Source organism: Flavobacterium sp. KH_035 (genome assembly GCF_057839565.1).
In genome coordinates this window covers 1172766-1197788 of record NZ_CM174492.1, presented here as the reverse complement: position 1 = coordinate 1197788, position 25023 = coordinate 1172766, and the positions used below count along the sequence as shown (strand labels likewise).

Annotated in this window: 21 protein-coding genes and 1 tRNA gene; 12 read left to right on the top strand and 10 right to left on the bottom strand. The window is 32.6% G+C overall.

The window, feature by feature from the left end:
* Window positions 1–6 precede the first annotated feature (6 nt).
* The 3 genes from AC3IS6_RS05230 to AC3IS6_RS05220 form a co-directional block, all read right to left on the bottom strand.
* Window positions 7–1686 carry a DUF6909 family protein gene (locus tag AC3IS6_RS05230; protein ID WP_489163976.1) on the bottom strand — a complete coding sequence of 560 codons (1680 nt, stop codon included), beginning with the start codon at window positions 1684–1686 and terminating at the stop codon, window positions 7–9.
* 129 nt (window positions 1687–1815) lie between these two features.
* Window positions 1816–3300 carry a GH3 auxin-responsive promoter family protein gene (locus AC3IS6_RS05225; RefSeq protein ID WP_489163975.1) on the bottom strand — a complete coding sequence of 495 codons (1485 nt, stop codon included), beginning with the start codon at window positions 3298–3300 and terminating at the stop codon, window positions 1816–1818.
* 11 nt (window positions 3301–3311) lie between these two features.
* Window positions 3312–3812: a peptidase gene (locus AC3IS6_RS05220; RefSeq protein ID WP_489163974.1), complete on the bottom strand. Its 501-nt coding sequence runs from the start codon at window positions 3810–3812 to the stop codon at window positions 3312–3314.
* A 211-nt stretch (window positions 3813–4023) separates the two neighbouring features.
* Between AC3IS6_RS05220 and AC3IS6_RS05215 the strand changes: the two genes are divergently transcribed.
* On the top strand, window positions 4024–4212 hold the full coding sequence (locus AC3IS6_RS05215) for a Sec-independent protein translocase subunit TatA/TatB (protein WP_041519852.1): 189 nt from the start codon (window positions 4024–4026) through the stop codon (window positions 4210–4212).
* Between the two features lie 74 nt (window positions 4213–4286).
* On the opposite strand, the gene AC3IS6_RS05210 is transcribed toward AC3IS6_RS05215, so the two are convergent.
* Window positions 4287–6410, bottom strand: coding sequence for a Tex family protein (locus AC3IS6_RS05210; RefSeq protein ID WP_489163973.1), 2124 nt, complete (start codon window positions 6408–6410; stop codon window positions 4287–4289).
* Window positions 6411–6526: 116 nt separating this feature from the next.
* Between AC3IS6_RS05210 and AC3IS6_RS05205 the strand changes: the two genes are divergently transcribed.
* Complete coding sequence (locus tag AC3IS6_RS05205) at window positions 6527–6790, top strand: DUF1294 domain-containing protein (protein ID WP_489163972.1); 264 nt, start codon at window positions 6527–6529, stop codon at window positions 6788–6790.
* Window positions 6791–6941: 151 nt separating this feature from the next.
* Here AC3IS6_RS05205 and rpiB read toward each other — a convergent pair whose 3' ends face one another.
* Together rpiB and AC3IS6_RS05195 are read right to left on the bottom strand one after the other, a co-directional pair.
* Entirely contained in the window at window positions 6942–7373 is a 432-nt protein-coding gene (gene rpiB, locus AC3IS6_RS05200) for a ribose 5-phosphate isomerase B (protein WP_173968156.1), read from the bottom strand.
* An 800-nt stretch (window positions 7374–8173) separates the two neighbouring features.
* Complete coding sequence (locus AC3IS6_RS05195; RefSeq protein ID WP_264525824.1) at window positions 8174–8407, bottom strand: DUF2007 domain-containing protein; 234 nt, start codon at window positions 8405–8407, stop codon at window positions 8174–8176.
* A gap of 107 nt (window positions 8408–8514) precedes the next feature.
* On the opposite strand from AC3IS6_RS05195, the gene rnr reads away from it, so the two are divergent.
* From rnr to AC3IS6_RS05180, 3 genes are read left to right on the top strand one after another with little or no spacing between them, the layout of a single operon-like run.
* The gene (gene rnr / locus AC3IS6_RS05190; protein WP_173968158.1) at window positions 8515–10692 is read left to right on the top strand and encodes a ribonuclease R; all 2178 of its coding nucleotides are present in this window, start codon (window positions 8515–8517) and stop codon (window positions 10690–10692) included.
* Between the two features lie 27 nt (window positions 10693–10719).
* Window positions 10720–11388, top strand: coding sequence for a head GIN domain-containing protein (locus tag AC3IS6_RS05185; protein WP_489163971.1), 669 nt, complete (start codon window positions 10720–10722; stop codon window positions 11386–11388).
* Between the two features lie 14 nt (window positions 11389–11402).
* Entirely contained in the window at window positions 11403–12080 is a 678-nt protein-coding gene (locus AC3IS6_RS05180) for a LysE family translocator (RefSeq protein WP_173968160.1), read from the top strand.
* A gap of 284 nt (window positions 12081–12364) precedes the next feature.
* Here the strand turns inward: AC3IS6_RS05180 and AC3IS6_RS05175 are convergent.
* Together AC3IS6_RS05175 and folB are read right to left on the bottom strand one after the other, a co-directional pair.
* Window positions 12365–12435: transfer RNA gene (locus AC3IS6_RS05175), tRNA-Cys, on the bottom strand.
* Between the two features lie 94 nt (window positions 12436–12529).
* Window positions 12530–12889 carry a dihydroneopterin aldolase gene (gene folB, locus AC3IS6_RS05170; RefSeq protein ID WP_263362289.1) on the bottom strand — a complete coding sequence of 120 codons (360 nt, stop codon included), beginning with the start codon at window positions 12887–12889 and terminating at the stop codon, window positions 12530–12532.
* A gap of 126 nt (window positions 12890–13015) precedes the next feature.
* On the opposite strand from folB, the gene AC3IS6_RS05165 reads away from it, so the two are divergent.
* From AC3IS6_RS05165 to AC3IS6_RS05145, 5 genes are all read left to right on the top strand, one after another.
* Window positions 13016–15133 (top strand): glutamine--tRNA ligase/YqeY domain fusion protein, encoded by a 2118-nt coding sequence (locus AC3IS6_RS05165; RefSeq protein WP_489163970.1) that lies wholly within the window; start codon window positions 13016–13018, stop codon window positions 15131–15133.
* Window positions 15134–16382: 1249 nt separating this feature from the next.
* Window positions 16383–16862, top strand: a complete 480-nt coding sequence (locus AC3IS6_RS05160) for a hypothetical protein (protein ID WP_489163969.1) — start codon at window positions 16383–16385, stop codon at window positions 16860–16862.
* A gap of 90 nt (window positions 16863–16952) precedes the next feature.
* The gene (locus AC3IS6_RS05155) at window positions 16953–17279 is read left to right on the top strand and encodes a YtxH domain-containing protein (protein ID WP_173964535.1); all 327 of its coding nucleotides are present in this window, start codon (window positions 16953–16955) and stop codon (window positions 17277–17279) included.
* 127 nt (window positions 17280–17406) lie between these two features.
* Window positions 17407–17757 (top strand): competence protein, encoded by a 351-nt coding sequence (locus AC3IS6_RS05150; RefSeq protein WP_489163968.1) that lies wholly within the window; start codon window positions 17407–17409, stop codon window positions 17755–17757.
* A 2-nt stretch (window positions 17758–17759) separates the two neighbouring features.
* The gene (locus AC3IS6_RS05145; protein WP_281922984.1) at window positions 17760–18014 is read left to right on the top strand and encodes a DUF6327 family protein; all 255 of its coding nucleotides are present in this window, start codon (window positions 17760–17762) and stop codon (window positions 18012–18014) included.
* Between the two features lie 20 nt (window positions 18015–18034).
* On the opposite strand, the gene AC3IS6_RS05140 is transcribed toward AC3IS6_RS05145, so the two are convergent.
* Together AC3IS6_RS05140 and gltX are read right to left on the bottom strand one after the other, a co-directional pair.
* Entirely contained in the window at window positions 18035–19018 is a 984-nt protein-coding gene (locus AC3IS6_RS05140; RefSeq protein ID WP_173964532.1) for an SPFH domain-containing protein, read from the bottom strand.
* Window positions 19019–19151: 133 nt separating this feature from the next.
* Window positions 19152–20657, bottom strand: coding sequence for a glutamate--tRNA ligase (gene gltX / locus AC3IS6_RS05135; protein WP_489163967.1), 1506 nt, complete (start codon window positions 20655–20657; stop codon window positions 19152–19154).
* Between the two features lie 162 nt (window positions 20658–20819).
* Between gltX and AC3IS6_RS05130 the strand changes: the two genes are divergently transcribed.
* Together AC3IS6_RS05130 and ybeY are read left to right on the top strand one after the other, a co-directional pair.
* The gene (locus tag AC3IS6_RS05130) at window positions 20820–24221 is read left to right on the top strand and encodes a hypothetical protein (protein ID WP_489163966.1); all 3402 of its coding nucleotides are present in this window, start codon (window positions 20820–20822) and stop codon (window positions 24219–24221) included.
* A complete protein-coding gene (gene ybeY / locus AC3IS6_RS05125; protein ID WP_489163965.1) occupies window positions 24218–24637 on the top strand; it encodes an rRNA maturation RNase YbeY in 420 nt (139 codons plus the stop codon). Before AC3IS6_RS05130 ends, ybeY begins: the two co-directional genes overlap by 4 nt.
* Window positions 24638–25023 lie beyond the last annotated feature (386 nt).

The following is a 25023-nucleotide window of genomic DNA, read 5'->3' as shown; positions in this document are numbered from 1 at the left end:
ATGTGGTTATTTTACGTTGAAAATCTGTTCTAAAATTTTAATGGTAATCAGATAAGTTGGTTTTACACCAGTAGTCCCTAATCCGCCTGAAGCTAATGTACTGCCTGTTTCTAATGGATTATCTGATGCATAATAAGCATAACGAACCTTGATATCATGCGGTACACTTTTTCTGATTTTAGAGGCAGACTGAATCGCTTTCTGATAATAAGAACCTTCCATTTCCAAGCCAATTACACCCCAGGTCGATTCGTGAAAGAATTTCAATAAATCTCTGTTTTGCAATGATGTTCCTAAAACGGTAACCATTGCCCCTTCGAAAACAGCAATGTCGTTGCCTTCAAACATAGCTCCGGTTAATTCGTTTTCAAAGAAATAGTTATCAGCTGTTCCTTCATTTATATGCGCGGTTGGGATCATGATATCTCCTTTTCCACCTTCTAAAATTCCGGCTTTCCCCATAATCGAAACTGATTTCACATTCAGTAAAGTTTCTTTTTTGAATGGTTTTAAAAGTTCGTCAATCGTTTCGTATGCCTGCTCACCAAAAGCATAATCCATTACGATAATAACCGGTGCCGCTTCGTCAAGAACAGCTTTTGGAAATGCCGTTTTTGCCCAGTCAATTTTGGCAGTGTCAAAAATCTGAACATCGATATTCGTTCCAGAACTATCCGGTAGGGAAATCATACCATTTTTTAATGCAAGCTCTTCTACAAGCGCTCTAATTTCTTTTGCTCCTGATTTGCTTAACTCTTCGTAAATATAAAAATCAGACTTATCCTTAAATTTTGTTTTTAACAACGGAGTTGCAAAAATGGAATTCATTACACTGTGCATATTGGCACTTATAACGTGAATCGGACGCTTTAAAAGATTATTTGCTTTCAGAACTTCCTTGATGTTGGTTGCCCAGATTTCACCATGGATATGATGTCCTAAACGCTCTCTTAAAACCGGACTAAATGTAATGGTACGCTTATTATTGTCGATAACTTCTTCAATCGCTAATTTCCCTAACCAGTAAATAACGTGAAGAAAACGATCCGGAGCATTTTCTGATCCAAAAGCGTCATAAATATCCAACACCTCTTCAAAGGTTCTTGCCAGAATATTGGCAACATGAGAAATTGCTTTTTCTTTTTCAATCTGAGAAAGTTTTTTCGTCTGCAATACAGCTTGCTCTAATTTCATCCAATCGCGTGAAACCTCTCCTCCATCATCCAGTAAAACTCTGTTTTTAATTTTATGCGATTCGATAAAAATAAAAGTCAAATGCGTCAGAATATCGTAAATATCAGATCGGCCACGAGTGATTTCAACATTCATTTGTTCCTCATCGATTCTATAACAGTTTCTTCTTCTTTTAGGAGGAACAATTGCCTGGAAATGCGATTTAGAATATCCTTCGTCTGAGGTTAAATTGATAAAACGACATTGTTCAATTCCAATTGGCAGACGTTCTATAACGTACAAAAGTCCATTTAGTTCTACTTTTTCTTCGCCTATATTTCCGTAAATTTCCGGACGTAATGCTAATAATGATTCACGTAAACTATCGCCCGAAACTCCCATTGGTTTATAAAAACCACGGTTGAATAAGTGACGCATTGTAATGTACATTTTTTCTATAGCAGCAGACGATTCCTGTGCTCTTGATCGTGATATATGTTTGGTTTCTTTCATGCTTATTTTATTTTAAAATCTTCTGTTTTGAGAAGATGTATTTTGTGTTTTTCAGTCAACGAAAATAGTAATTAAAAACTACACTTACATAAAACTGCAGTGTTACTAAACTGTTGTTTCATTATGATTTTATCTTAAATTATCGGCAATATCTCTATTATTTGATAATCTCGGTGTTTTATTCTGTCCGCCTAATTTTCCTTGCGATTTCATGTATTCCTGAAATGCGTTTTTAGAAACTTTGGTTACGACTACTTTTCGCAAAACATTTCCTGTAATCAAATCATCATAATAAATGTTTTGCTTTCTCATCGAATTGTCAATCGCTACCTCGAAAGCGTCAATACTTTCAGGTTCGGTTTCAAATTCTACAAACCATTCGTGATATGGCAATCCGCTTGAAGGATTTATTTGTGGTGCAACTGTAAATTCGTTAATTACAATATTAGTTCCTTCTGTCGCTTCTTTCATTGCATTTTCGACTTCGTTTGCAATAACGTGTTCTCCAAAGGCCGAAATATAATGTTTAATTCTTCCTGAAACGATTACTCTGTGCGGAAACAATGAAGTAAACTGCACGGTATCGCCAATATTATAACGCCAAAGTCCTGCGTTAGTCGAAATAATCATGGCATAATTTACACCAATTTCCACTTCGCCAATTGTCAAACTTTTAGGATTAGGTTCAAAGAATTCGTCGGCTTTAATAAACTCATAGAAAATTCCTGAATTTAATAAAAGCAGCATTCCTTTTACTTTTTGAGAATCCTGATAAGCAAAAAAACCTTCAGAAGCAGGAAACAACTCAATGCTGTCTACTTTTCGGCCAATCATGTTTTCGAACTTGGCGCGATACGGTTCGTAATTAACTCCTCCGTAAATAAACAAATTAAAGTTCTTGAACAGATTTCCTATTTTTTTACCTCCGCTTTTTTCTTGTAAACGCTCAAAATACATTTGAACCCAAGATGGAATCCCGGAAATAATGGTCATATCCTGCTCAATTGTTTCTTCGACAATGGCATCAATTTTAGTTTCCCAATCTTCAATACAATTGGTTTCCCAAGATGGCATTCGGTTTTTTTGAAGGTATTTTGGAACAAAGTGCGCTCCAATTCCTGATAATCTTCCAAATTTGATTCCGTACTTTTCAACTAAAATCGGACTTCCTTGCAAGAAAATCATTTTTCCATCAACAAAATCGGCATTTCCAGTTTCATATATATAGTGAAGAATTGCATTTCGCGAAGCTTCAATATGATAGGGCATCGACTCTTTAGTCAGTGGAATATACTTCGCGCCAGATGTAGTTCCGGATGTTTTTGCAAAATAAAGCGGTTTTCCTTTCCACAGAATATTTTTTTCTCCCATTCGAACTTTGTCGATATAAGGTTTTAAATCTTCATAATCCCGAATTGGAACACGCTTCTTGAAATCGTGAACTGTCTTAATTTTATCAAAATGATGATCAACACCAAACTGAGTTTCTTTAGCGCTATTTATCAAACTTTTAAATACGGCCTGTTGAGTCTCAACGGGCTTATTGGCCCAAGCCGTTGTTTGATAATATATGGTGCTGGCAAATAATTTTGCTGCTACTGATTTAATAGACATTGTTTAAGATATTATTTCTTGTCACTTTTGTTTTTATTTCGGGGCTTTTCACCCGACTCCTTCTCCATTCTGGCTACCTCTTCTCTTAGTTTAATCTCTTCTTCTGTTGGCTTCATATTTACCTCTGAAGGTTCATCTGCTTCTGCTAGGATAGAATCTTTATTGAATTTTGCATACTCCAGTTCTCCTCTTAAAACCTTTTGAATTCCTTTTATATAGGCCTCGTTTTTCTTTAAAGCAGTTTCCAATGAATCTGATTTTATCGCCAATTCCGTTGCATTCTTTTTTAGTTCAGAAGAAGAATACCCAGGAATAAATTCACGTAAAGGCGTGAAAGCAATGATGAAAGTGGTGATTAAAATTAAAAACATCCCTCCCAAAGTAAACGTCACAAAAACGTTCATTAAATTAAGTTTGAATGAAAAAATTTCTTCAAAAGTATCCTCATTCAAAATCACCAATCGGTTTTTGATGAATAATCTTTTTCTGAAATTGAACTTTTTCTTGGTCATTATGGTTATTTAATACGAGCAAATATAATAATTAATCGTCTTGTTGCTGCGGAACAAAAATGAACGAATACACTTATTTTACTATTTTATAAAATATTTAACGCTGTCACAAACAAATATTTTAATCCAAATCCTGTTGTTCTTCGTATATTCTATATACATTTGCGGAACAATTAGAAATCAATTTGCTTCGGCATTAAATATACAAACCATGGGAAGATTAGGTCTTACAGAAATCCTTGTAATAGTAGGTATCGTGATATTACTTTTTGGAGGTAAAAAAATTCCGGAATTAATGAAAGGTTTAGGAAGTGGAATTAAGGAATTTAAGAACGCTGCTAAAGACGATCAAACCGCGCCTACGCCTCCTGTTAAAAAAGAAGAGGAAGAAACAAAATAATAACTTTCGAGTTGTTAGAAATCCCAAATTGCAATTATTAAGATTGTAATTTGGGATTTTTTTTATTCCATATTTTATAATATCATCGTCAACTGAATTCTCTTTCTATCCTCATCAACTTCAGTAACCTTTACGTCAACATGCTGATGCAATTTTACCACCTCGTTTACATCGCTCACAAAACCTGCCTTTAACTGAGAAATGTGAACCAATCCGCTTTCTTTAATTCCGATATCAACAAAACAACCAAAATTGGTAATGTTATTCACAATTCCCGGTAAAATCATTCCGGTTTTCAAATCTTTAATTGATTTTACGTTTGCATCAAATTCAAAAACCTTAGCCGACTTTCTTGGGTCTAATCCAGGCTTTTCAAGCTCTTTTATGATGTCTTTTAAAGTCAATAACCCAATTTCAGGAGTAATATAGTTTTCGGCCTTAATAAGAGCCGTTTTCTCTTTATTCGCAATTAGATCATTCACAGAAAGTTTTAAGTCTTTTGCCATCTTTTCAACAACCGGATAAGCTTCCGGGTGCACAGCTGAATTGTCCAGCGGATTTTTAGCATTTGCAATTCTAATAAAAGCGGCCCCCTGCTGATAAGCCTTATCTCCTAAACGAGGTACTTTTTTCAGCTGCTTTCTGTCTTCAAAAGGACCATTTTCGGAACGATACTGAACAATATTTTCTGCCAGCTTCTCTCCTATTCCACTCACATAACTCAATAAATGTTTACTCGCTGTATTGATATTGATTCCAACCGAGTTCACACAACGAATTACTGTATTATCTAATTCTTCTTTTAATTTCGTCTGATCCACATCATGTTGATATTGACCTACTCCAATTGCTTTTGGATCAATTTTTACCAATTCGGCCAACGGATCTGAAAGTCGTCTTCCAATAGAAACAGATCCACGAACCGTAACATCATAATTTGGAAATTCCTCCCTCGCAATTTTTGATGCCGAATATACCGACGCTCCGGCCTCAGAAACTATAAAAACCTGCAGTGGTTTATCGAACGCGATTTTTTTAATAAAAAATTCCGTTTCACGTGAAGCAGTTCCGTTTCCAATAGAAATGGCATCAATTTGATACGCATTTACCATAGAACGAATTTTTTTGATCGCCATGGTTTCCTCATTTTGAGGTGCATGCGGATAGATCGTTTCATTATACAACAAATCTCCTTTTTCGTCTAAGCAAACTACTTTACAACCGCTTCTAAATCCGGGATCTATAGCCAGAATACGTTTTTCACCTAAAGGTGGTGCTAATAACAACTGTCCTAAATTATTTGCAAAAACCTGGATTGAATTGACATCCGCTTTTGCTTTTGCTTCCTGTAAAGTTTCATTTCCAATAGCAGGATTTAACAATCGTTTGTAACTGTCTTCAATTGCTAACTGTAAATGTGCTGTTGTACTATTTTGTTTTTTAATGATGATTTCGTCAATAATATCATAAGCTTCATCTAAATCAACCTCGACTTTCATTTTCACAAAACCCTCATTTTCAGCACGAAGCATAGCCAATAAACGATGTGAAGGCGCTTTTGTCAACGGTTCTTCCCACTCAAAATACTGACTGAACTTTTGAGCTCCTTCTTCTTCACTCTTCTTTTTTACAACTTTTGTACCTATGACTGCTTTGCGCTGATACAATCTTCGCAATTGTTTACGAACATAAATGTTTTCGTTAATCCATTCGGCAATAATATCTCGTGCACCCTGCATGGCAGCTTCTTCATTAATCACATTTTCATTAAGATATTGTGTCGAAATAAAATCAACATCAACATCATTCTCCGACATGATGATTTTTGCCAATGGTTCTAAACCAAATTCACGGGCAACATCCGCTTTTGTTTTTTTCTTCTTTTTGTACGGAAGATAAAAATCTTCTATTTCCTGTAAATCAAAACTTTGCTCAATTTTTTGTTTCAATTCCAGACTAAGCGCTTTTTGTTCTTCGATCGATTTTAAAACGGCTTCTTTGCGTTTTACGATCGTTTCATACTCCTTTTGAAGTTTTGCAATCTGCTCGATTTGAACTTCATCAAGATTTCCGGTTGTATCCTTTCGGTAACGGGAAATAAACGGAATCGTGCAATCTTCTTCTAATAATTTTACCGTGTTTTGAATGTTAATTGCTGCTGTGGTCACAGACTTCGCAATAAATTGAATATTAGTCATACTTTGTAATGAAATAATTTCTGGATTAGAAAATGAGATAACCTGTCTTTCAAAATCAACAACAGATTAAGCAATCACACGGCTAAAATAATATCTTTGTTTTTAATTTTTAGCCAATGGAAGTTTTATTAACGTATTTTTTAGTTGTAAATATCACCGTTTTTATCCTCGCGGGATATGATAAATATCAAGCCCGAGAAAACAAACAAAGAATCCCCGAAAACACCTTATTTTTTCTGGAAGCTATTGGCGGAACTGTCGGATTATTGTTAGCAATGTTATCCTTTAGACATAAAACGAGTAAATCTTCTTTTATTATAAAATTCTCGTTTATTTTTTTTATTCAGGTTGTTTTAATTTACCTAAAATTTAAAGACTAACATTTAAACATTTGTATTATTAATAACTACACAAACATCTTTTTATCAATTACTTAAATCTATTATTTAAATAAAAAACCGGATGAATTTTAAAAATTCGTCCGGCCTATTATTTATATTTGGTGCGAAGCACCGGATTTTTTTGTCAATTTTATTGACAAGCAATTTTATTTACTCTGTTTTGATGTCTTCCACCTTCAAATTCAGTTGTTAAAAAGGTTTCAACAATTTCAACTGCTTGTGGAATAGACGTAAAACGTGCCGGAATACTCACAATATTTGCATCATTGTGTAAACGTGTTAAATACGCAATTTCCTTAGTCCAACATAACCCAGCTCTTACTTTTGGGTGTTTATTCGCAGTCATTGCAATTCCGTTTCCGCTTCCGCAAATTACAATTCCAAAATCAGCTTTACCTTCAGAGACATCATTGGCAACCGGGTGACCAAAATCCGGATAATCTACAGAATCTTCTGAGTCTGTACCATAATTAGTTACTTCATATCCTTTTGCCTGGAGCATCTTAACAATTGCTTTTTTATACTCTGGCCCTGCGTGGTCATTTCCTATCGAAATTTTCATTGTAATTACTATTAAGTTGTGTCCTGCAAATTTACTTAAAGAATTTCTTAGCTGTATACTATTTAGAAAAAAGTTAGCCACGAATTTTACTAATTATTGTTCTTTTTAACAATCAAAACTATTTTAAAAGGTTTAAATTCAATTCGAGTAAATTCGTGAAATTCGCAGTAAAAAAACGGTAGAATACAACAACCTTACTATCAAAACTTTAACACTTATTAACATTATTAACAACTCTGTAAGTAACTCATAATCAATAAATAATAATCAGTTATTTTGTTAAAATTTTATAATGTTAATAGCAAAAGCTAATTCGTTGATATTCAATTAACTTTAAGTTAACATTATTTGTTAATAAGTTGAGATAGAAAATTAGAAGTTTTTTTTGGTTGTGTCGAAAAAAAACCTAATCCAAAACCGGAATGAAATAACCTAATAAAGTTTGAGGAATTTTTGGAAAAGTTATCAATATCAAAAATGCTATTTTCAACAAAAATCAACAAGTGAACTTATCTACAAAATCAATTCATTTTTAGTTGTCAACCGTTGTTAATTAAAATACAAAAACTCTTATAAATTAGACTTTTAACTAAATATAAGTATGTTGATAACTCAATATAACTAAGAGAAACTTCATTTCAATGCTTTTAAAAATAAATTTATAGCACATATTAACAAGCTATAATAACAAACAAAAATTAATTTAATTTAAATTTTTCTTTTTGTTGTATTTAATATATGTTGACAACTTTGAAAGATTAAAAAGAAAAATATTTTTTGAAATTGAAAAAAAGAAGAGATCAAACAATTTTAAGTGGGTTATTAAGATTGTCCAGAATTTGCTGAACTTCTTCGAAATCGTTTGGATGAACTTTGAGTTTGATTCCACCAAGAGCGGAAGTGTACATAGGAACAACAGAAAGGGTCATTTCGTTTTCAAAAAAATAAGGAATCTCTTCTTGTTCTAATAAGTGTTTCAGAACAACTGTTTCGTGCAGGTAATTGAATACTGCAATGGTTTTAAAGCTTTCCATATTGGGTCTTTTTGTAAAGATACGAAAGTTATATTTTTAATAATTTATTTGTTAAAATCTATAATCTGATATCTTATTTGTAATTTTAACTTTTTAAGAAAAGATATATGAGTAAGAAAATTAGAAAGCCGATAAAAAAGGAGAAAGATTTCTCCAGTAAAATAGTAAAAATTTTATCGCAAAGCCCAAATAAAGCATTCAACTACAAACAAATAGCAGCAAAGTTAGAACTTGATGATACTAAAAGCAGAAATGAGATTATAAAAGATTTAAAGATTCTCGCTGCTTCAAAAAAAATTATAGAATCTGAACCGGGTAAATATTTAGTAAAAGCCGAAAGTCAGGATTACTACGAAGGAACAATTGATATGACCAGCAGAAAAACGGCATATTTTATTTGTGATGAGTTTACCGAAGACGTTTTTATCCCAACCAATAATTTAAACAGGGCATTAGATAAAGACAAGGTAAAAGTTTATGTGTATAACCGTAGAAAAGGTAAAAGACCTGAAGGTGAAGTTATTAGTGTTGTAGAAAGAAATAAAACAGAGTTTGTTGGAGTAATAGATATTCAGGCCAACTTTGCTTTTGTATCTACTGCAAATCCTAAGATGTACACGGATATTTTTATTCCAAAAGATAAAATAGGGGAGGCCGAAAATGGTGATGTTGTTTTAGTTACCATTGAAGATTGGCCTAAAAGAGCCGATAGTCCGTTTGGATCTGTAATCAGAGTTTTAGGAAAACCGGGTGAACACAATACTGAGATTCATGCTATTTTGGCTGAATACGGTTTACCGGCAGATTTTCCGGTAGAAGTAGAGGTGTATGCCCAAAAAATAGATACTTCGATTCAGGAAGCCGAGATTGCAAAACGTCGTGATATGCGTGATACACTTACGTTTACGATAGATCCAAAAGATGCAAAAGATTTTGATGATGCATTGTCTTTCAAAAAGTTAGAGAATGGAAATTACGAAATTGGTATTCATATTGCCGATGTTTCGTATTATCTGGAAGAAGGAACAATCTTAGATGATGAAGCGTATCAACGTGCAACTTCGGTTTATTTAGTGGATAGAGTAGTGCCAATGCTTCCGGAAGTTTTATCTAATTTTGCCTGTTCGTTACGTCCGAATGAAGAGAAATATACCTTCTCTGCAATTTTTGAAGTTTCGCCAACTGCACAAGTTATTAACCAATGGTTTGGAAGAACAGTAATTTATTCCGATCAGCGATTTGCATACGAAGAAGCGCAATATATTATTGAAACAAAAGACAATACAATTCCTGTTGATGTTTCAATCACCGGAGAATCTTATGTGGTTTCGGATGAAATTACAGAAGCTACTTTAAAATTAGATGAATTAGCTAAGATTTTAAGAAAGAAAAGAATGGCCAATGGCGCTATTTCTTTTGATAAAGTAGAAGTAAAATTTAACCTGGATGCCGAAGGGGAACCGGAAGGAGTATACTTCAAAATTTCAAAAGATGCCAATCATTTAATTGAAGAATTCATGCTTTTAGCCAACAGAAAAGTGGCGGAGTACATTGGAAAACAAAAGAAAACATTTGTTTACAGGATTCACGATGAACCTAATGAAGACAAATTAATTGCGATGCAAACCGTAATTGCTAAATTTGGATATAAAATAGATTTTAGAAACAAAGGCGATATTTCGAAATCACTGAATGCTTTGATGGAAGAAGTAAATGGTAAAAAGGAGCAGAACTTAATTGATACTCTAGCTATTAGAAGTATGAGTAAAGCCAAATATTCGACAGAAAACATTGGCCATTATGGTCTAGCTTTTGATTATTACAGCCATTTTACATCACCAATTCGTCGTTATCCGGATGTCATGGTACATCGTTTATTGCAGTATTATTTAGACAATGGAGCTTCTGTAGATGAAGAAGCTTATGAAACAAAATGTTTACATTGTTCGAATATGGAAAGTTTAGCGACTAATGCTGAGCGTGACAGTATCAAATACATGCAGGTAAAATACATGCAGGATCACCAGGACGAAGAATTCCTTGGAGTTATTTCGGGTGTTACAGAATGGGGAATTTATGTTGAAATTGTTTCTAACAAATGCGAAGGAATGGTAAGAATCAGAGAGATAAAAGATGATTACTATACTTTTGATGAAAAACAATATGCATTGGTTGGAGCCACTTCAAATAGCATTTTACAATTAGGAGATGAAATTTACGTAAAAGTTAAAAATGCTGATTTAGTTAAAAAACAATTGGATTTTCATTTTTTAAGAAGAGCATAATAGAAGTTTAATTAAAAAAATAAAAGTATGAAAAAGTTAATTATTGGAGCTGCAATTTTATTTGTTCAAATGTCTTTTGGTCAGGTTACCAAAGAATTAGGTGATTTTGATTCCGTTAAAGTATTCGATAAGTTAAGTGTAAAATTAGTTCAGTCTTCAGAGAACAAGATTGTGATTAAAGGAGCAAGAGAATCAGAAGTTGAAGTTGTTAACAAGAAAGGTTTATTAAAATTAAGAATGCCTTTTCCTAAGCTATTATCAGGAAATGATTTGGATATTACCGTATATTACAAACGTTTAGAGCTTATAGATGTTAATGAAGGAGCTAATGTAACCAGTAAAGATGTTATAAAAGCGACGGTATTTAAAGTAAGTGCACAAGAAGGCGGAACTATAAATGTTGAATTGAATGTTGATAAACTAAATGTAAGTTCGGTTTCCGGCGGTTCAATCACTTTAAGTGGTAAGGCAGATAATCAGGATGCGAGTCTTGGAGCCGGTGGTTATTTGCTGGCAAGTAAATTAAAGACCTCACAAACGAAAGTAAGCGTTTCTGCGGGAGGAAAAGCAGATGTGAATGCTTCAACCCTTGTTGATGCAAAAGTGAGCGCAGGAGGCTCTATTTACATTTATGGAAAACCGAAACAAATTAATCAGAAAACGGTTTTTGGAGGTAAAATCGAAGAAGTAAAATAAGAAATTGTATTTGAATGATAAATGATATTTTAGCTGGACTGCCATGGGGACTTTTTTTAAGTTTTATGGTAGGTCCGGTATTTTTTATACTATTGGAAACCAGTATTACAAAAGGATTCAGAGCTGCAATAGTTTTTGATCTTGGTGTAGTATTAGGTGATATTTTCTTTATTGCAGTTGCTTATTTAGGAAGCTACAGACTGATTCAGAGCTTAAAAGATAAACCTGCTCTTTTTATTTTTGGTGGAATTATTATGCTGGCTTATGGTATAATTTCTTTCGTAAGGTTAAGGAAAGAAGAAAAGATTAACGACGAAGAAATTGATCGTGATATTATTAAAAGAAACTATGGAAGTTTATTTGTAAAAGGCTTTTTACTCAACGTTATTAACATTGGTGTACTTGGTTTCTGGTTAGCGGTTATTATTTCTGTTGGTCCAAAATTAGAAATGCAGAATTCGAGAATGTTTACCTTTTTTACTTCGGTGATCATTACGTATTTATTAGTGGACTGTCTTAAAATATTATTAGCCAAACAATTAAAATCAAAAATGACACCTACTAATATTCTGAAAATAAAGAAAGGAATCAGTATTGTTTTAATGGTTTTTGGGGTGGCTTTAATGATCCAGGGTTGGTTTCCAAAAGAAAAAGAAATGGTTAAAAATGCTTTTGAGAAGATTGAAAAGTAGTTGTTAATAACTCTGAAATATACTATAAAGCCTCTGAATTTCAGAGGCTTTTTTTATATATTAAACCCGACAGGTTTTTAAAAACTGTCGGGTTTGCAAATTGTTAACAACGCTATTTTACGCAAAGTTTGTCATTTCGAAGAAGAAGAAATCTCCACAATAAACTCTACAAAGATTGGACAATTGTTGCGTAGTTACTTGCAAAGATTTCTCCTTCGTCAATGACAAGATTGCGGGAAAATTTAGGTATAAAAAAAAGAGACACATTTCTGTATCTCTTTTTGAGGCATCGTCCGGATTCGAACCGGAGTAGGAGCTTTTGCAGAGCCCAGCCTAGCCGCTCGGCCACGACGCCATTACTTGAACGGATGGCAAAAGTAACTAAAATCTTTAAATTTCAAAAGTTTCAAAGTAACTATTTTAAAAAATTAGTTCTTTTTAAGAAAAAATTACTTTCTGATTTCCGTCATTTTTATAGTAACTGTTTCAACATCACCACCAATAGGAGGATTTATTTTAGAAACCCAAACTGTCGTTTTTTCTATCATTTCTATCTCCGAAAGTACACGAATATTGATTCTTTTGGCAACATGCTCTAATAAATGAGACCTAATTGCCATTTCTTCGGTTACAATTTTGTTCAAATGTACATAATCAACAGTGTCTAATAAATGATCCGTTTGTGCTGATTTTTGTAAATTGGTTTTAATTTTTAGATCAACAGTGTAATCAGATCCAATTTTTCCTTCTTCAATCAAACATCCGTGGTACGAAAAAGTACGGATGTTTTTTAATTTTATAACTCCCATTTTTAATTTTAGTTTCAGGTTTTATGTTCCAAGTTGCACGTTTACTGATAAGTTTCTAAAGAAAACTGTAAACTGTAAACCGAAAACTGTAAACTTTTTTATCTTTGCTAAAATTACTATAAAATAATGGCATCAGAAGAGAAATCACTCAATTTTATTGAACAAATCATAGAAGAAGATTTAAAATCAGGTCTTTCTAAAACTAAACTTCATTTTCGTTTTCCACCAGAACCAAACGGTTATTTGCACATTGGACACGCAAGTTCTATTGCATTAAATTTTGGTTTAGGGATTGATTATCAGTCACCTGTAAATTTACGTTTTGACGATACAAATCCGGAGAAAGAAGAGCAGGAGTTTGTTGATGCTATTAAGAAAGATGTTGAGTGGTTAGGATATAATTGGTCAGAAGAACGTTATGCTTCAGATTATTTTCAACAATTATATGATTGGGCTGTTTTATTGATTAAGAAAGATAAAGCTTATGTAGATAGCCAGTCTTCAGAAGATATGGCGATTCAAAAAGGGACTCCATCGACTACAGGAACGGATAGTCCGTATAGAAATCGTTCAGTTGAAGAGAATTTGGACTTGTTCGAAAGAATGAAAAACGGTGAATTTGAGGCTGGTACTCATATTCTTCGTGCTAAAATTGACATGAAATCGACCAATATGCTTATGCGTGACCCTATCATGTACAGAATTTTACATAAACATCATCACAGAACTGGTGATAGTTGGAAAATTTATCCAATGTATGACTGGGCTCATGGGCAAAGTGATTATTTGGAAGGCATTTCACATTCATTTTGTACACTTGAATTCTTACCGCATCGTGAATTATACGATTGGTTTTTAGATCAGATTTTAGAAGAAAATAAGCTGCGTCCGAAGCAAAGAGAATTTGCGAGACGTAATTTATCACATACTGTTGTTAGTAAAAGAAAATTACAGCAACTGGTTAAAGAAAAGCATGTTAACGGTTGGGATGATCCAAGAATGTCAACTATTTCTGGATTAAGAAGACGTGGTTATACGGCTGCCTCATTGCGTAATTTTGCCAATACAATTGGTATTGCAAAACGTGATAACCTGATTAGTGTATCTGTATTGGAGTTCTGTATCCGTGAAGATTTAAACAAGATTGCGCCTCGTGTTATGGCTGTTTTAGATCCTGTTAAATTGGTAATTACTAATTATCCTGAAGGAAAAGAGGAGTGGTTGGAAGCGGAGAACAATCAAGAGGATGAGAATGCAGGTTTCAGAAAAGTACCTTTTTCAAGAGAATTATACATAGAAACAGAGGACTTTTTAGAAGAAGCTCCTGCTAAATTTTTCCGTTTGACTTTAGGCAAAGAAGTGCGTCTTAAAAATGCTTATATAATTAAAGGAGAAAGTGTTATAAAAGATGCTGTTGGAAATATTACTGAAATTCATGTAACGTATGATACCGATTCTTTAAGCGGAAGCGGTACAGAAGCAAGTCAGCGAAAAGTATCAGGAACTTTACATTGGGTTTCTATTCAACATGCTGTTGAAGCCGAAGTTCGTATGTACGATCGTTTGTTTACAGACGAAGCTCCGGACAGCTATAAAGAGAAAAATTTCTTAGATTTTGTCAATCCAAATTCATTAGAAACTATCACAGGATTTGTTGAACCAAGTCTGGCCACAGCTCAAAATGAAGATAAATTTCAGTTTCAGCGCTTGGGTTATTTTACTGTTGATAAAGATTCAACTCCTTCAAAATTAGTATTTAACAAAACAGTTGGACTAAAAGATGCCTGGGAAGAGAAGGGTAAAAAAGAAGAAAACAGTATCAATAATTCTTTGAAAGATATTAATAAATATTTTAAAGTTGAGACAAAAGCAGAGCGTATTGCAATTGAAAGTGCAATAGGGGAGAGCATTAAAAATGTTACCAGTTTTTCTTTATTGCAAAATTCATTAAAGAAGAATATTAACAATAATAAAGGTTCACTGTTGTTTGCTCAGTTTATTTTGAAATATTCAAGTCTGAAATCTGCTGATTTTGAAGAAGAGGATATTAAAAAATTATACACCATGTCACTTCGTAGCGAATCTACTTATGTTAGATCTAAAGCACTTTTAAATTTAAGAGATTTAGAAAATGACAGTTTAAGAAATCAGTTTGAGGAAGATATTTTAAAATTATATTCAAATCTACCGAAAAATGCTTCGGAGAGAGAAATTGAAATTCTTACCGAGATGATTAAAAAATAATATAATTATAATCTATTGAAAGCGCTTTTTATAAGCGCTTTTTTTATTATTTGTATTTTCTATTGATATTGAAAAAAGTATAATTTTTAGAGATTAAAAACGACCTTCATAAATTAGATTTAAGCTGAAAATTTAATTTTTCCTACTCATTAATCATCTTTTAAAAAACAGTTAAAAATTGAGCTTTATTTTAATTTTTACTTTTTTTTGGTTTGATTTTACTCTTTTCGATAAGAGATTGTTTATAAAGTTAAGAATTCGATCAGTTTTGTAAATTCGAGTTGAAATTTTAATCCAATTTCATATTTTCAGTGAAAATAAACTCAGCTGAATTTATTATTAGTTTTAGCTATTGTTTTTTTTTAAATCTAAATATTTTATTTATTATTTGTATAATCTATTGTTTTGTGAAAAATAATAGATGTTTTATTTAAAAAATGACCTCCATAAATTAGATTTAAGAGGAAAATTTAATTCTTCCGATTCATTAATCATCTTTTGAATAATAGTTAATAATTAGGCTTTATTTTAACTTTAGGCTTTATTTCAGCGTAGTTTTGACTTTATTAACAACAGTTTGTTTATAAAATTACTAGTTACATCCGTTTTTTATATTCAGACCAAAATTTTGATCCAATTGCAGATTTTTGAGAGATATGGACTGATAAATTTTTAAATCAATTTTAGTTATTAAATTTGTATTTTTTGATTATTAAATTTATTATTTATAAAAACTATTATATTTATAAAACATATAGATTATTTATATTAAAAACAGCTTTCATAATTTAGTTCTAAGCCATTTTTTTATTTCTTCCATCTCCTAACTCATTTATTGAATAATCGTTGATTTTGGATCTTTATTTTAATTTTTGACCTTATTTTTCTCAGTTTAACGGGTTATTAACACGCAATTGTTTATAAAGTTCGTATTTTTATGCAAATGTCAAATAGAAGAAGTTTTTTTCGATAATTTGAAATCATAGTTGGGAATCGAAATTGAGTTGGGCTAAAGTTTAAAAATGAATAATTTTTTATTTTAGTTTTAATTCTAAACACGAATTCGTATCAGTTGTTTTATATTCTAATTTTTATTGTGACTTGATTTTGATAATACATCAGTGTGTCAGTATTTTTTCAAAGTGATTTCATAATGTTAAATAGCATAGAATTATTTTTACTGATAGTTTCAAATTTTTTTATTCTTTTTTTGACTACAAACATTTAAGGATTTAAATTTTATTTAGTTATGAAAAATATAATTATTACACTATCGTTTTTGTTTGCAAATATTGCAATAGGTCAGACCCATCAAATTACGAAACACAATGGGGAACAATTAGATGTTAATTTTATTAAACAACAGAATGATCTAATTTATTATACATTCAACGGAAGTTCTGAAGAACATAAAATTAGTAAATATGCGGTTTCGCAGTTAACCAATAAACAAACAAAAGAAACCAAAAAAATATCTGATAAGGTCAAAGTAGATTCTAAATCAGATTACAAATTTGTTACTGTTTTACCTAAGGAAAAAACAGTTGGTTTGAAAGAGGTGGCTAATTTTTCAGGAGTCTCGACAAAGACAAAAGGTGAATCACCAATTGCAAATCAAAATCAGACTGCGATGAGAATAAAAACAAAGTTGGCTTCTAGTGGATATCCGTTTGTGAGTATTGTTGAAAAAGCAGATGGAAAGTATGAAGCTGTAGCTTATGCGTATTAAAATTAGTGTTAACTTTTATTAAATAACGTCAAGTCAGTATTTTATAATTTAAAAAAAGAGTACCTTTATTAATCATTTAAACGAAATATTATGTCAAAGAACTTAAATACTGTAGCAGCAATTTTAGGTGCTGCGGCCGCTGGTGCAGCGATTGGAATTTTATTTGCTCCCGACAAAGGATCTAAAACTCGTGCTAAACTTAAGGAAGGTTTAGATGATGCAACACATAATTTGAAAGATTCGCTTTCAGCAAGTTCTGAGGTTTTGCGTGAAAAATTTACACATGCAAAAGAAAATTTAGATGGAACTTATGGTGAATTACTTTCAAATATGAGTTATAAAACAGAAGAAGTAATTAGTTTTTTAGAAACTAAACTAGCTGATTTAAAAGCACAAAACGCTAAACTTCAGAAATAATAATTCAGGAAGCACAAAGCTTAGTATGATTTTATTAATTGTGTAGATTATTTTACTCTTTAGAATAATCGAATTACAATTTTTAAATCACGAGTTTTGTGCTTCTTTTTTTAATCAAATTATAATTATGGCTTTTGAAGAATTAAAAGAAAATACTGAGAATATTCAGGATCAGGCTAAAATTTATCTCGATAGTCATTTGGCCTACTATAAACTTTGGGGTTTTAAGGTTGCCATGAAGTCAACCACCTTAATTTTTAAGTTTACTTTGATTTTACTATGTGTTGGAATGGTATTACTTTTTGGATCTGTAGCAGCAGCCTTCGCTTTTAGTTACCTGTTTGGAAGTTATACATTAGGATTTCTAGCAGTAGGAGGGATCTATCTTTTGGCAACGATATTACTTTTCTTTGTAAAAGATAAGTTTGTGGAAGGTCCAATTTTGGAAAAATTTTCAGAAATATTTTTTAATGATTAATTATGGAGACGAAAAAATACTCATCATATGCGGAGATCGAAAGAGATTTAGAAATTCTGAAACTGGAGAAGGAGATTAATTATCAAAAATTAGTTCTAAGTTTTCAAAAAACAAAAGAGTCTATAACACCGCAAAGTATAGTAAGCGGAGTTTTTTCTTCTTACAAAGAATATCTGTTTAGTTCCTATCCACAAATTTTACAATCTATTTTACCGTTCATTATCAACTGGTTTATAAAGAAAAAAAGAGGCAAATGAGCCTCTTTTTTTTTGAATAATTATTTTACTTCCGGTTGAATGTCATCTTCATAACCAGATTGCTGTGGTTCGATCGGTTTTGGTTTTACAATTTTCTTATTGTTTTTCTTCATCATTTCACCAACCTGATTGGATGCCGTAAAAGAAGCAACCATATTGTTTAGCATATCACTTCCGGCTTGCGGAGAATTTGGTAACAGAATTAAGTTTGAATTGGCATCGGCACCAATCGCTTGGAGTGTATCATAATGTTGTGTAACCACAATTAAGGCAGAAGCTTCTTGAGAATTAATTCCAACATTGTTCAAAACTTCAACACTTTCTACAAGACCTCTGGCAATTTCACGACGTTGATCTGCAATACCTTGACCTTGTAAACGTTTGCTTTCGGCTTCGGCTTTTGCTTTGGCAACGATTCTGATTCTGGAGCTTTCGGCCTCAAATTCAGCAGCAGTTTTTTCTCTGTCAGCTGCATTAATTCTGTTCATGGCATTTTTTACCTGAATGTCCGGATCAATATCCGTTACCAAAGTATTGATAATATCGTAACCGTAAGTAGTCATTGCTTCATTTAATTCTCTTTTTACAGCAATTGCAATATCATCTTTTCTTTCAAAAACATCATCAAGTTTTAGTTTGGGAACTTCGGCGCGAACTACATCAAATACATAAGCAGTAATCTGATCGTGTGGATATTCTAGTTTATAAAAAGCATCATATACTTTTTCCTGAATAACTTTGAACTGAACCGAAACTTTCATTTTGATAAAAACGTTGTCTTTAGTTTTGGTTTCAATGATCACATCCAACTGTTGAATTTTAAGATTAACACGTCCGGCCAATCGATCGACCAACGGAATTTTTAATTGCAAACCTGAATTTCTAACACTCAAAAATTTACCGAATCTTTCTATAATAACCGAAGATTGTTGTTTCACAGTAAAAAAGGAAGACATTAGTATGAAGAATGCTAGGACGAGAATAATAATAAATGCTGTGTTCATGGTGATACTTATTTAGTTTTTGATGCTGTAAATTACGAATATTCTTCCAATTTAAAATTTTAAAACATTAAAAAAACGCTAAGAACATTTGTTTGATGTTTCTTAGCGTTTCTATAATTAAAGGAAATTCTGCTTATAAAGTTGAAATTGCTTTCTGAATTCTCGAAATAGTTTCTTCTTTTCCAATGATTTCAACAATGTCAAATAGGTGAGGACCTTTAAGGGCTCCGACCAAACTCAAACGGAAAGGTTGCATTACTTTACCCATTCCAATTTCATTTTTAGTTAACCAATCTTTTACGATAGTTTCAATATTGGCAGAAGTAAAATCTTCTATATTTTCAAGAACTGAAATTAATTCTTGCATTAAAGCTGGTGTTTCTTCTTTCCAGTTTTTGCTTGCTTTTTCATCATAAGATGTTGGTACCTGGAAAAAGAAATCGGTCAAATCCCAAAATTCAGATACGAAGTGAGCACGCTCTTTTATAGAAGAAACAATTCTTGTCAGATCAAATTTAGAAACATCAATACCTTTTTCAGTTAGAATAGGAGAGAAGTCTTTCGCTAAATCTGCGTCATTTTGTTTGATTAGATACTGATGATTGAACCATTTGTTTTTCTCAGGATCAAATTTTGCTCCGGATTTATGAACTCTGTTTAGGTCAAAAGCTTCAACTAATTCTTGTAATGAAAATAATTCTTTGTCAGTTCCGTCATTCCAACCTAATAAAGCAAGGAAGTTTACAACTGCTTCCGGGAAAAATCCTTTTTCTCTGTAACCGGAAGAAATGCCTTCTTCTGTTTTCCATTCTAGCGGGAATACAGGAAATCCTAATTTATCACCATCTCTTTTGGATAATTTTCCGTTTCCAACCGGTTTTAAAATCAAAGGTAAATGTGCAAATTCAGGTGCATCCCAATCAAAAGCTCTGTACAACAAAACGTGAAGAGGCATTGATGGCAACCATTCTTCACCACGAATTACGTGTGAAGTTTCCATCAAATGATCATCAACAATATTGGCTAAGTGGTAAGTTGGCATACCGTCACTTTTAAACAATACTTTGTCATCAAGTAAGCTGGTTTCAAATTTTACATCACCACGTATAATATCTTTCAAATGTAAAGTTTCATCAACTGGAGTTTTAAAACGAATTACATAATGTTCTCCATTAGCGATTCTTTTAGCAACTTCTTCAGCAGAAATAACCAATGAAGTATCTAGTTTTTCACGAATAGTATGATTGTAAATAAATGTTTTTCCTTCGGCTTCTTGTTCTTTTCTCAAAGTATCAAGAGCGTCAGGAGTATCAAATGCATAGTATGCCCATCCGGAATTGATCAGTTGACTGGCATAAGTTTGGTATAATTCCTTACGATCACTTTGTCTGTATGGACCAAATTTTTCATTCTTTCCAACAGTTTCTTCAGGAGCAATTCCTAACCATTCCAGTGCTTCCATAATATAAGCTTCTGCACCGGGAACAAAACGGGTTTGGTCAGTATCTTCAATTCTTAAATAAAAAACACCATTATTTTTTTTTGCAAATAAATAATTGAATAGGGCAGTACGTACTCCGCCAATATGTAGTGGTCCTGTTGGACTTGGTGCAAAACGCACTCGAACTTGCTTTGACATTTGTTTAAATTTTGATGCAAAGATACGACTCTAATTAGATAATTAGAAAATGACTTTAATAGTGATAATGACTTATTTGTAATACAATTGACTAATTATGTAATTGATCATTATCTAATTAAAATTAGTACTTTTATAGGTTATAAATAAAACAGATTCACATTGAAAACAACATCTGCTATATACCAAAAGCTAGAAGCATTTATAAAAAAATATTATACAAACGAATTGATAAAAGGTGGACTTCTTTTTATTGGATTCGGACTGTTGTATTTTCTTTTTACACTTTTCATAGAGTATTTCCTATGGTTAAAACCATTTGGAAGAACCGTATTGTTTTGGCTATTTATAGGAGTAGAAGTTTTTCTTTTGTTTCGGTTTATTTTATTTCCGGTTTTTAAGTTATTTAAACTTCAAAAGGGAATAGATTACAATCAGGCTTCAGCCATTATTGGAAATCATTTTACAGAAGTGAGTGATAAACTAACTAATTTTTTGCAACTGTCTGCTGCTGGAAACTCGGCAGAAAGTTCAGAATTAATGCTGGCTTCCATAGAGCAAAAAGCCAATTCTTTACAGCCAATCCCTTTTGGGAATGCAATCAATTTTAAAACCAATAAAAAGTATTTACCATTAGCAATTGTTCCTGTTTTGCTTTTTGTTGTGTTTTATATTTCAGGAAACAGCAACGTTATTTCCCAAAGTTTAAATAGGGTAGTACATTTTAATGCTACATTCCTGCCACCGGCACCTTTTAAATTTGTGGTTCTCAATCAGAATTTGCAAACAGAACAGAATAAAGATTTTCTAATTAAAATGGAATCCGTTGGAAAGGTGGTACCAGAAAATGTTATGATTCATATTGGTAATGAAAGTTATTTTATGGAGTCATCTCAACCAGGAAAGTTTGAATTCAAAATTGAAAAACCGGTAGAAAATGTTTCTTTTTCTTTTGTAGGAAATACAGTTTCATCGGAGGAATATGAGTTGAAAGTTATTACAGTTCCTTCAATTGCTAACTTCGAAATGGTGCTTAATTTTCCATCGTATTTAAAAAAGAAATCGGAAACTATTCAGGGAACGGGTAATGCTATTTTACCTGAAGGTACTTTGGTGACCTGGAAAATGAAAACACAATCAACTCAGGAGATTGTTTGGAAGGGTGAAAACTTAGTTTTTAAGTTTAGTAAGGATGAAAACGAGTTTAAATTAGCTAAAAATATCAGTCAAAATACAGAATATCAAATTCTTACCTCAAATAATAAGGTCAAAAACTACGAAAAACTGGATTACCAGCTGTCAGTTATCAAAGATCAGCACCCAACAATCAATGTTGCTCCGGCTCCTGATAGTTTAAAATTGGATAAAAACTATGTCTTAGGAAGATTAGGAGATGATTATGGATTGTCTAGATTGCAGGTTGTTTATTATGAACGAAACAAACCAAACACTGCCAAGCGTGGAACAATACCTGTAAAGTCAGGTGTATTTGATCAGTTCGTTTTTAATTTTCCAAGTAACCTGTCTGTTCAGGAAGGCGTATCGTATGAATATTATTTTGAGGTTTTTGATAACGATGCACCTCATGGTTTTAAAAGCACAAAGTCTTCTGTGTTTTCTGATCGTGTTTCAACTACAGATGAAATTCATGATTTGGAATTGCAACAGCAGAATGCAAATATTAATAGTTTAGAGAAATCTTTAAAAAATCAAACAAAGCAATTTTCTGAAATGGATAAGATTCAGAAGGCAGGAAAAGAGAAAGATAATTTAGAATTTAAAGATCAGCAGAAAGTAAATGATTTTATCAAACGTCAGAAACAACAGGATGAATTGATGAAACAGTTTACAGAGAAAATGAATAAGAATTTAGATAAGTTTCAGTCTGAGAAAAAAGACAAAACGGCTGATGATTTACAAAAGAGACTCGACAATGCAGAAAAGGATTTGGAAAAGAATCAGAAGTTAATGGATGAATTGAAGAGCTTAAATGATAAATTGAATAGCGAAGATTTGTTTGATAAGATGGAAAAGTTCAAACAAATCAGTAAGAATCAATCTCGTAATTTGGAGCAATTGGTGGAACTAACCAAGCGTTTTTATGTATCTAAGAAAGCAGAACAGGTTGCTGAAAAATTAAACAAGCTTGCAGACAAACAAGAACAGCTTTCAAATAAAGACAAAGAAAACACACAAGATAAACAGGAAGATATCAATAAGGATTTTGATAAAATACAGGAAGATTTAAAGGATCTGAAAGAAGAAAATAAAACATTAAAAGCTCCATTAGATATCCCATCTGACGCTTCAAAAGAGAAAGATGTGAAGAATGATTTACAAAAAGCTTCTGAGGAGTTGGGTAAAAAGAATTCATCTTCGGCCAAACCAAAACAAAAGAGTGCTGCAAAGAAAATGAAAAGCATGGCCGAACTAATGGATGCTGGAATGGAAGGTGGAGAGCAGGAACAAATGGAGGAAGATGTTGCAATGCTTCGCCAAATTCTCGATAATCTTTTGGCGTACTCTTTATCTCAGGAAGATGTGATGAAACAGTTTAGAACTATGAAACTTGGGTCTTCGGCTTACACAAAGAATATTAAAATTCAACAAAACCTGAAACAACAGTTTCGTTATGTTGATGATAGTTTGTTTGCTTTGTCACTTCGTAACCCAAAAGTGGCAGAAGATGTAACCAAGGAAATTGGTAATGTGCAGTACAATATTGATAAAGCGATCGAAAGTTTAAGCGATGTTCAGGTTCCAAAAGGAGTGTCCCATCAGCAGTATGCGGTTTCTTCTGCAAATAAACTTGCCGATTTTTTAAGTGATTTATTAAACAACATGCAGATGTCTATGTCAAAACCGGGATCTGGAAAACCAAAACCGGGTGATGGACAAGGGATGCAGTTACCAGATATTATTCAAAAACAAAAAGGTTTAGGTGATAAAATGAAAGCGGGTATGCAGTCGGGTAATAAGCCGGGAGACAAACCTGGTGATAAACTAGGAGAAGGAAAGAGCGGTGATGGAAAGGATGGACAAAGCAAAGAAGGGCAGGGTAAAGATGGTCAGAGTAAAAATGGAAGTGGTAAAAGCGGTCAGGGAAACAAGAATGGTGGAAAAGGAAATGAGAATAAAGAGGGTGATGATGGAGAAGGAGATGCGGAAGCAATCATGGAAATTTATAAAGAGCAGGTGAAACTACGTGAAGCTTTGCAAAAAGAGTTGGCTAAAAAAGGATTAGATTCTCAGGGCAAGTCGGTAATTGATCAAATGAAAGCTTCTGAAAAGCAACTTTTAAATAAAGGTTTTAAGAATGAAAACTTGCAGCGTATTCTTAATATTCAGCAGGAGTTACTAAAACTGAACAATGCTGTCCAACAACAAGGACAAGATAGTAAGCGTCAATCTGAAACTAATAAAGCTGAATTTTCTAATAGAGCAAATGCATTGCCGAGCTCATTATTGGAATATTTAAACAGTGTAGAGATATTAAACAGACAATCACTACCTTTGCGCTCGAATTTTAATCAAAAGGTTCAAGAATATTTTAATACAAAATGATCAATTTTAATTACGAAACCGAATTTACTTTAGACAACGAACAAGCCTTTTCTGATTGGTTAAGTGCAGTAATCGTTTCTGAAAATAAGAACGAAGGAGAGATAAATTATATTTTTTGTGACGATGAATATCTTCATAAGATAAATGTAGAATATCTGGATCACGACACACTAACAGATATAATCAGTTTTGATTACACTGTTGGAAACGAACTTAACGGAGATATATTTGTTTCTGTTGAAAGAGTTGAGGATAATGCTAAAGATTTTGATGTGTCTTTTGAAGAAGAATTAAAGCGAGTTTTAGCTCACGGTATATTACATTATTGTGGATATAAAGACAAGAGTGATTCTGAAGCTGAGTTAATGCGTTCTAAAGAAAATGAAAAAATAGCGATGTTTCACGTGGAACAGTAGCTTAAATTCTTTTTTTTGAATTTGTTTTTATGTGTTCCACGTGAAACAAACTAATAAAAAGTAGGAATATTTTAAAGTGTTTCACGTGGAACACGTGAAAGAAGAATAGATTTTGGTATTTCGAAGAGCGGATAAATGTTTCACGTGGAACAGAAAGGATGCTGATATTTGAAGGGTTTATAATTGTTTCACGTGAAACAACAGGTTTGAAAAGTATAGAGATTTGAAGAAGTAAAGCGTTAAGGAGTGAGTGGGTATTTCTAATTTGAGAGTGAAAATTGAAGCTTGAAAATTGAAGCATGAAACAAAACACAAGTTCCACGTGGAACAAAAGAATGTAAAAATTAATTCTGAGGACCGCCTTAAACGGTTTCCAGAGAATAGTA